The sequence below is a fragment of the Mycobacterium sp. NPDC006124 genome (assembly GCF_040614235.1).
Lineage (GTDB): Bacteria > Actinomycetota > Actinomycetes > Mycobacteriales > Mycobacteriaceae > Mycobacterium.
On the sequence record NZ_JBEXUA010000027.1, the window covers coordinates 25,560 to 32,621 of the forward strand.

General features: G+C 65.9%; 7 protein-coding genes. 6 read left to right on the top strand and 1 reads right to left on the bottom strand.

What is annotated here, in order from left to right; translation table 11 throughout:
• Positions 1 to 23: 23 nt before the first annotated feature.
• From atpA to ABZ195_RS28030, 5 genes are read left to right on the top strand one after another with little or no spacing between them, the layout of a single operon-like run.
• Positions 24 to 1,673, top strand: coding sequence for a F0F1 ATP synthase subunit alpha (gene atpA / locus ABZ195_RS28010; protein ID WP_355223147.1), 1,650 nt, complete (start codon positions 24 to 26; stop codon positions 1,671 to 1,673).
• A gap of 10 nt (positions 1,674 to 1,683) precedes the next feature.
• On the top strand, positions 1,684 to 2,610 hold the full coding sequence (locus ABZ195_RS28015; RefSeq protein ID WP_355223148.1) for a F0F1 ATP synthase subunit gamma: 927 nt from the start codon (positions 1,684 to 1,686) through the stop codon (positions 2,608 to 2,610).
• Between the two features lie 45 nt (positions 2,611 to 2,655).
• Entirely contained in the window at positions 2,656 to 4,089 is a 1,434-nt protein-coding gene (gene atpD / locus ABZ195_RS28020) for a F0F1 ATP synthase subunit beta (protein WP_355223149.1), read from the top strand.
• A 3-nt stretch (positions 4,090 to 4,092) separates the two neighbouring features.
• The gene (locus ABZ195_RS28025; RefSeq protein ID WP_355223150.1) at positions 4,093 to 4,461 is read left to right on the top strand and encodes a F0F1 ATP synthase subunit epsilon; all 369 of its coding nucleotides are present in this window, start codon (positions 4,093 to 4,095) and stop codon (positions 4,459 to 4,461) included.
• Positions 4,462 to 4,468: 7 nt separating this feature from the next.
• Positions 4,469 to 4,915, top strand: coding sequence for a DUF2550 domain-containing protein (locus ABZ195_RS28030; RefSeq protein ID WP_355223151.1), 447 nt, complete (start codon positions 4,469 to 4,471; stop codon positions 4,913 to 4,915).
• On the opposite strand, the gene ABZ195_RS28035 is transcribed toward ABZ195_RS28030, so the two are convergent.
• Positions 4,912 to 5,487 (bottom strand): cob(I)yrinic acid a,c-diamide adenosyltransferase, encoded by a 576-nt coding sequence (locus ABZ195_RS28035; RefSeq protein WP_355223152.1) that lies wholly within the window; start codon positions 5,485 to 5,487, stop codon positions 4,912 to 4,914. The genes ABZ195_RS28030 and ABZ195_RS28035 overlap by 4 nt on opposite strands.
• 68 nt (positions 5,488 to 5,555) lie before the next feature.
• Between ABZ195_RS28035 and murA the strand changes: the two genes are divergently transcribed.
• A complete protein-coding gene (gene murA / locus ABZ195_RS28040) occupies positions 5,556 to 6,809 on the top strand; it encodes a UDP-N-acetylglucosamine 1-carboxyvinyltransferase (protein WP_355223153.1) in 1,254 nt (417 codons plus the stop codon).
• The last annotated feature ends 253 nt before the right edge of the window (positions 6,810 to 7,062 follow it).

Genomic DNA, 7,062 nt, shown 5'->3' on the forward strand with positions numbered 1-7,062 from the left:
TCAAGAGGTAGGAAGACCAGAACATGGCAGAGTTGACAATCTCCGCTGCTGACATCGAAGGTGCCGTCGAGGAGTACGTATCCTCGTTCTCCGCCGACACCGAGCGCGAAGAGATCGGCACGGTCATCGACGCCGGCGACGGCATCGCCCACGTCGAGGGCCTGCCCTCGGTCATGACGCAGGAACTCCTCGAGTTCCCGGGCGGCGTGCTCGGTGTCGCACTGAACCTCGACGAGCACAGCATCGGCGCGGTCATCCTCGGCGACTTCGAGAAGATCGAGCAGGGCCAGCAGGTCAAGCGCACCGGTGAGGTGCTCTCCGTGCCCGTCGGCGACGGCTTCCTGGGTCGCGTGGTGAACCCGCTCGGTCAGCCGATCGACGGCCAGGGCGACATCGACACCGACGTGCGTCGGGCGCTGGAACTGCAGGCACCCTCGGTGGTTCAGCGCCAGGGCGTCGAGGAGCCGCTGCAGACCGGCATCAAGGCCATCGACGCGATGACCCCGATCGGCCGCGGCCAGCGCCAGCTGATCATCGGCGACCGCAAGACGGGCAAGACCGCGGTCGCCGTCGACACGATCCTCAACCAGCGCGAAGCCTGGGAGACTGGCGACCCCAAGCAGCAGGTGCGCTGCGTCTACGTCGCGATCGGCCAGAAGGGCACCACCATCGCGAGCGTCAAGCGTGCGCTCGAAGACGGCGGCGCGATGGAGTACACCACCATCGTGGCGGCCCCCGCGTCGGACCCGGCCGGCTTCAAATGGCTTGCGCCCTACACCGGTTCGGCCATCGGGCAGCACTGGATGTACGACGGCAAGCACGTCCTCATCGTCTTCGACGACCTGTCCAAGCAGGCCGACGCCTACCGCGCGATCTCGCTGCTGCTGCGTCGCCCGCCGGGCCGCGAAGCCTTCCCGGGTGACGTCTTCTACCTGCACTCCCGCCTGCTGGAGCGGTGCGCCAAGCTGAACGACGAGCTGGGCGGTGGATCGATGACCGGACTGCCGATCATCGAGACCAAGGCCAACGACATCTCGGCCTTCATCCCGACCAACGTCATCTCCATCACCGACGGCCAGTGCTTCCTGGAGTCCGATCTGTTCAACCAGGGTGTGCGACCGGCCATCAACGTCGGTGTGTCGGTGTCGCGCGTCGGTGGTGCCGCTCAGATCAAGGGCATGAAGGAAGTCGCCGGCTCGTTGCGTCTGGACCTGTCGCAGTACCGCGAGCTCGAGTCCTTCGCGGCGTTCGCCTCGGACCTCGACCCGACCTCGAAGGCTCAGCTGGAGCGCGGCAGCCGGTTGGTGGAGCTGCTCAAGCAGCCTCAGTACAGCCCACTGTCGGTCGAGCAGCAGGTCATCGCCATCTTCCTCGGCACCAAGGGCCACCTTGATTCGGTGCCCGTCGAGGACGTGCAGCGCTTCGAGGCCGAGTTCCTCGAGCACGTCAAGGCCAGCCACGAGGGCATCTTCAGCGACATTCGGGAGACCAAGAAGTTCCCCGAAGAGGCGCAGGACAAGTTGACCGACATCGTCAACGAGTTCAAGAAGGGGTTCGCCGCCACTGACGGCAGCTCCGTCGCCGTCAACGAGGCCGACACCGAGGCGATGGACGAAGAGGACGTCGAGAAGGAATCGGTCAAGGTCCGCAAGCCGGCGCCGAAGACGAAGTAGGTAAGGAGACATGGCAGCCACACTGCGCGAGCTACGCGGGCGCATCCGCTCCGCCGGGTCGATCAAGAAGATCACCAAGGCCCAGGAGCTGATCGCCACGTCGCGAATTGCCAAGGCGCAAGCGCGCGTCCAGGCAGCTCGGCCGTACGCAGAAGAGATCACCAACATGCTCACCGAGCTCGCGGGTGCCAGTGCGCTGGACCACCCGCTGCTCGTCGAGCGGGAGTCGCCCAAGCGTGCCGGTGTGCTCGTCGTGTCCTCCGACCGTGGGCTCTGCGGTGCCTACAACGCCAACGTGCTGCGGCAGTCCGAGGAACTCTTCGCGCTGCTGCGCGACGAGGGCAAGAGCCCCGTGATCTACGCGGTGGGTCGAAAGGCTCTGGGCTACTACAGCTTCCGTCAGCGCGACGTGAAGGAGTCGTGGACCGGCTTCTCCGAGCGCCCGACCTACGAGCAGGCCCGTGAGATCGCCGACGTCCTGGTGTCGGCCTTCATGGCCGGCGTCGACGACGACGACGAGAATGCGGGTGAGGACGGCATCCTCGGCATCGACGAGATCCACATCGTCTTCACCCAATTCAACTCGATGCTCTCGCAGTCGGCCGTCGCACTGCGGGTCGCTCCGATGGTGATCGAGTACGTCGGCGAGCAGGAGGACGACGGGCCGCACACCTTGTTCTCCTTCGAACCGAATGCTGAGAACCTGTTCGACGCACTGCTGCCGCGCTACATCGCCACCCGCGTGTACTCGGCATTGCTGGAGGCCGCGGCCTCGGAGTCCGCGTCGCGGCGCCGGGCGATGAAGTCGGCCACCGACAACGCCGACGATCTGATCAAGGCGTTGACGCTGGAGGCCAACCGCGAGCGTCAGGCACAGATCACCCAGGAAATCAGCGAGATCGTCGGTGGCGCCAACGCGCTCGCCGACGCCAAGTAGCCCTCGATACACACATCACCGGAAGCGAAGAGAAGCGAAGAGACAATGACTGCCATCGCAGAAGATTCCAAGACCGCTGGTCGCGTGGTCCGCATCACCGGCCCGGTCGTCGACATCGAATTCCCGCGTGGCTCGGTGCCCGAGCTGTTCAACGCGTTGCACGCCGAGATCACCTACGAGCAGATGGCCAAGACGCTCACGCTCGAGGTCGCCCAGCACCTTGGTGACAACCTGGTGCGCACCATCTCGATGCAGCCCACCGACGGTCTGGTTCGCGGCGTCGAGGTGACCGACACCGGCCGGTCCATCTCGGTTCCCGTCGGCGATGGCGTCAAGGGCCACGTGTTCAACGCCCTCGGTGACTGCCTCGACGACCCGGGCTACGGCACGGAATTCGACCACTGGTCGATCCACCGCAAGCCGCCGCCATTCTCCGAGCTCGAGCCCAAGACCGAGATGCTCGAGACCGGTTTGAAGGTCGTCGACCTCCTCACGCCCTACGTGCGTGGTGGCAAGATCGCCCTGTTCGGTGGTGCCGGCGTCGGCAAGACCGTTCTCATCCAGGAGATGATCAACCGCATCGCCCGCAACTTCGGTGGTACCTCGGTGTTCGCCGGCGTGGGGGAGCGCACCCGTGAGGGCAACGACCTCTGGGTCGAGCTCGCCGACGCCGACGTCCTCAAGGACACGGCCCTCGTGTTCGGTCAGATGGACGAGCCGCCAGGCACGCGTATGCGCGTCGCCCTCTCGGCCCTGACCATGGCGGAGTACTTCCGCGATGAGCAGAACCAGGACGTGTTGTTGTTCATCGACAACATCTTCCGGTTCACGCAGGCCGGTTCCGAGGTCTCCACGCTGCTCGGCCGCATGCCGTCCGCCGTGGGTTACCAGCCGACCTTGGCCGACGAGATGGGTGAGCTCCAGGAGCGCATCACCTCGACCCGTGGTCACTCCATCACCTCGATGCAGGCCGTGTACGTGCCCGCCGACGACTACACCGACCCGGCGCCCGCGACGACGTTCGCCCACTTGGACGCCACCACCGAGCTTTCCCGTGCGGTGTTCTCCAAGGGCATCTTCCCGGCGGTGGACCCGCTGGCCTCGAGCTCGACGATCCTCGACCCGGCCGTGGTCGGTGACGAGCACTACCGCGTCGCGCAGGAAGTCATCCGAGTTCTGCAGCGCTACAAGGACCTTCAGGACATCATCGCCATCCTCGGCGTCGACGAACTGTCCGAGGAGGACAAGCAGCTGGTCAACCGCGCGCGTCGCATCGAGCGCTTCCTGAGCCAGAACATGATGGCGGCCGAACAGTTCACCGGTCAGCCTGGCTCGACGGTGCCGCTGAAGGAGACCATCGAGGCGTTCGACAAGCTGACCAAGGGCGAGTTCGACCACCTGCCCGAGCAGGCGTTCTTCCTCATCGGTGGGCTCGACGACTTGGCCAAGAAGGCCGAGAGCTTCGGCGCGAAGCTGTAATTGATGGCAACTGAGATCCACGTCGAGATCGTGGCCGTCGAGCGTGAGTTGTGGTCGGGTGAAGCGACATTCGTGTTCACCCGCACCACGGCCGGCGAGATCGGCATCCTGCCCAGGCACATCCCCCTGGTAGCCCAGCTGGTCGACGACGCCATGGTGCGCGTCGAGCGGGAGGGTGAAGACGACTTGCGCATCGCGGTGGACGGTGGATTCCTCTCCGTCACCGACGAGGCCGTCCGCATCCTGGTCGAGAACGCGCAACTGGAGTCGGAGATCAACGCCGACGAAGCCAAGCAGGACTCGGAATCCGACGACGAGCGGACGGCGGCGTGGGGTAGGGCGCGGTTGCGCGCCCTCGGCGAGCTGGACTGATTCCGCGATGAGCGCGTCCATGATCACCATGGTCGCGCTGATCGGCGTGCTGTTGCTGGTCGTCGTCGCCCTGTCCTACCGGTTGTGGAAGTTGCGCCAGGTGGGCGGCTCGGCCGCCATCCTGCGCGACGTCCCCGCCGTCGGCGGTCACGGCTGGCGGCACGGAGTGGTGCGATATCGCGGCGGCGAGGCCGGGTTCTACCGATTGTCCAGTCTGCGCTGGTGGCCTGATCGCCGCCTGTCCCGGCGGGGCGTGGAAGTGGTGTCCCGACGTGCGCCGCGCGGCGACGAATTCGACATCATGAGTGCCGAGACCGTCGTACTCGAACTCCGCGACACCGGTCCGGAGAGCCGGCGAGGATATGAAATCGCGCTGGACCGTGGTGCGTTGACCGCCTTCACGTCATGGCTGGAATCGCGCCCGTCTCCACGCGCCCGCCGCAGACAGAACTAGGCCTTCGCCCCGCCTGGCTGCCACAGCACGTCACCGTCGGGGTTGGCGACCCGCGACAGGATGAACAGCAGATCCGAGAGCCGGTTGAGGTACTTGGCGGGCAGCACGCTCACCGAATCACCGTGCGCGTCCAGCGCCCGCCATGCCGAGCGCTCCGCCCGCCGGGTCACCGTCCGCGCGACGTGCAGCAGCGCCGACAACGCCGTGCCGCCCGGCAGGATGAACGAATTCAGCGCCGGCAGTGGCTCGTTGAACTCGTCGCACCACGACTCCAGCCGGTCGACGTACTCCTGCGTGACCCGCAGCGGCGGGTACTCCGGGTTCTCCACCACCGGGGTGGACAGGTCCGCGCCGGCGTCGAACAGGTCGTTCTGAATTTGGCGCAACACCCGAAGGATGCGGTCGTCGGGGGCGCCCAGCGACACGGCGACGCCGAGCGCCGCGTTGGCCTCGTCGCAGTCCGCATACGCCTCGAGGCGCGGGTCGTTCTTGGACACCCTGCTGAAGTCGCTCAGCCCGGTCGATCCGTCGTCGCCGGTACGGGTGTAGATGCGGGTGAGGTGGACTCCCATGCCGAAACCGTACCGGGCTGACTGGCGGAAACCGTTCCAGCTGGCCAGTGCTGTTTAGACTTGGCCGCGTGAGCGAGCGATTCGTAGTGACCGGTGGTACCCGGTTAGCGGGCGAAGTTGCCGTCGGCGGTGCCAAGAACAGCGTGTTGAAGTTGATGGCCGCGGCGCTGCTCGCCGAGGGGACCAGCACCATCACGAACTCACCCGACATCCTGGATGTCCCGTTGATGGCCGAGGTGCTCCGCGGGTTGGGTGCCACCGTCGACATCGAGGGCGACACGGTCCGGATCACCTCGCCCGACGAGTTGAAGTACGACGCCGACTTCGCGGCAGTCCGTCAGTTCCGAGCGTCGGTGTGCGTCTTGGGCCCCTTGGTGGGGCGATGCAAGAAGGCGAAGGTCGCACTGCCCGGGGGCGACGCGATCGGATCGCGACCGCTCGACATGCACCAGGCGGGTCTGCGCCAGCTGGGTGCTCGATGCAACATCGAGCACGGTTGCGTGGTCGCGGAGGCCGACCATCTGCGCGGCGCGGAGATCCAGCTCGAGTTCCCGTCGGTGGGGGCGACCGAGAACATCCTCATGGCGGCCGTCCTCGCCGAAGGTGTCACGACGATCCACAACGCCGCGCGCGAACCCGACGTCGTCGACCTCTGCACGATGCTCAACCAGATGGGCGCGCAGATCTCCGGAGCCGGCTCGCCGACGATGACGATCACCGGAGTCGACCGGCTTCATCCCACTGAGCACCGCGTGATCGGCGACCGCATCGTCGCGGCGACGTGGGGGATAGCGGCGGCGATGACGCGGGGCGACATCTCGGTGACGGGCGTAGACCCCCAACACCTGCAGCTGGTGCTGCACAAGTTGCATGACGCGGGAGCCACCGTCACGCAGCACGACGACGGGTTCCGGATCGTGCAGTACGAGCGGCCCAAGGCCGTCAACATGGCGACGCTGCCGTTTCCCGGTTTTCCGACCGACCTGCAACCCATGGCGATAGGCCTGGCGGCCATCGCCGACGGCACCTCGATGATCACCGAGAACGTATTCGAAGCTCGCTTCCGCTTCGTGGAGGAGATGATCCGCCTCGGCGCCGACGCGCGCACCGACGGCCACCACGCGGTGGTCCGAGGCATCCCGCAGCTGTCGAGTGCCCCGGTCTGGGCCTCGGACATTCGAGCGGGGGCCGGCCTGGTGCTGGCTGGACTCGTCGCCGACGGCGACACCGAGGTGCACGACGTCTTCCACATCGACCGCGGATACCCGCTGTTCGTGGAGAACCTGGTCGCCTTGGGCGCCGAAATCGAGCGCGTGACATAGGTTTTCGGCCAAAACCGCCCTCTGGCGTGCAGTTTTGGCGTATGGGCTCCCGCGATGTAGTCTCTATTCAGTGCCTACGGCCGCGGTCCTAGACCGGCAGGACGAGGATTGACGAAGCCGCCAGGATCAAGTATCTTGGCAGGGTTGCCTGAAAATCCGGGTGTGTTGTTTGAGAACTCAATAGTGTGTTTGGTGGTTTTTGTTTGTTGTTTTTGGCCATCTTGGTGGGGGACTTCCCGTCTTCCTGCTGTTG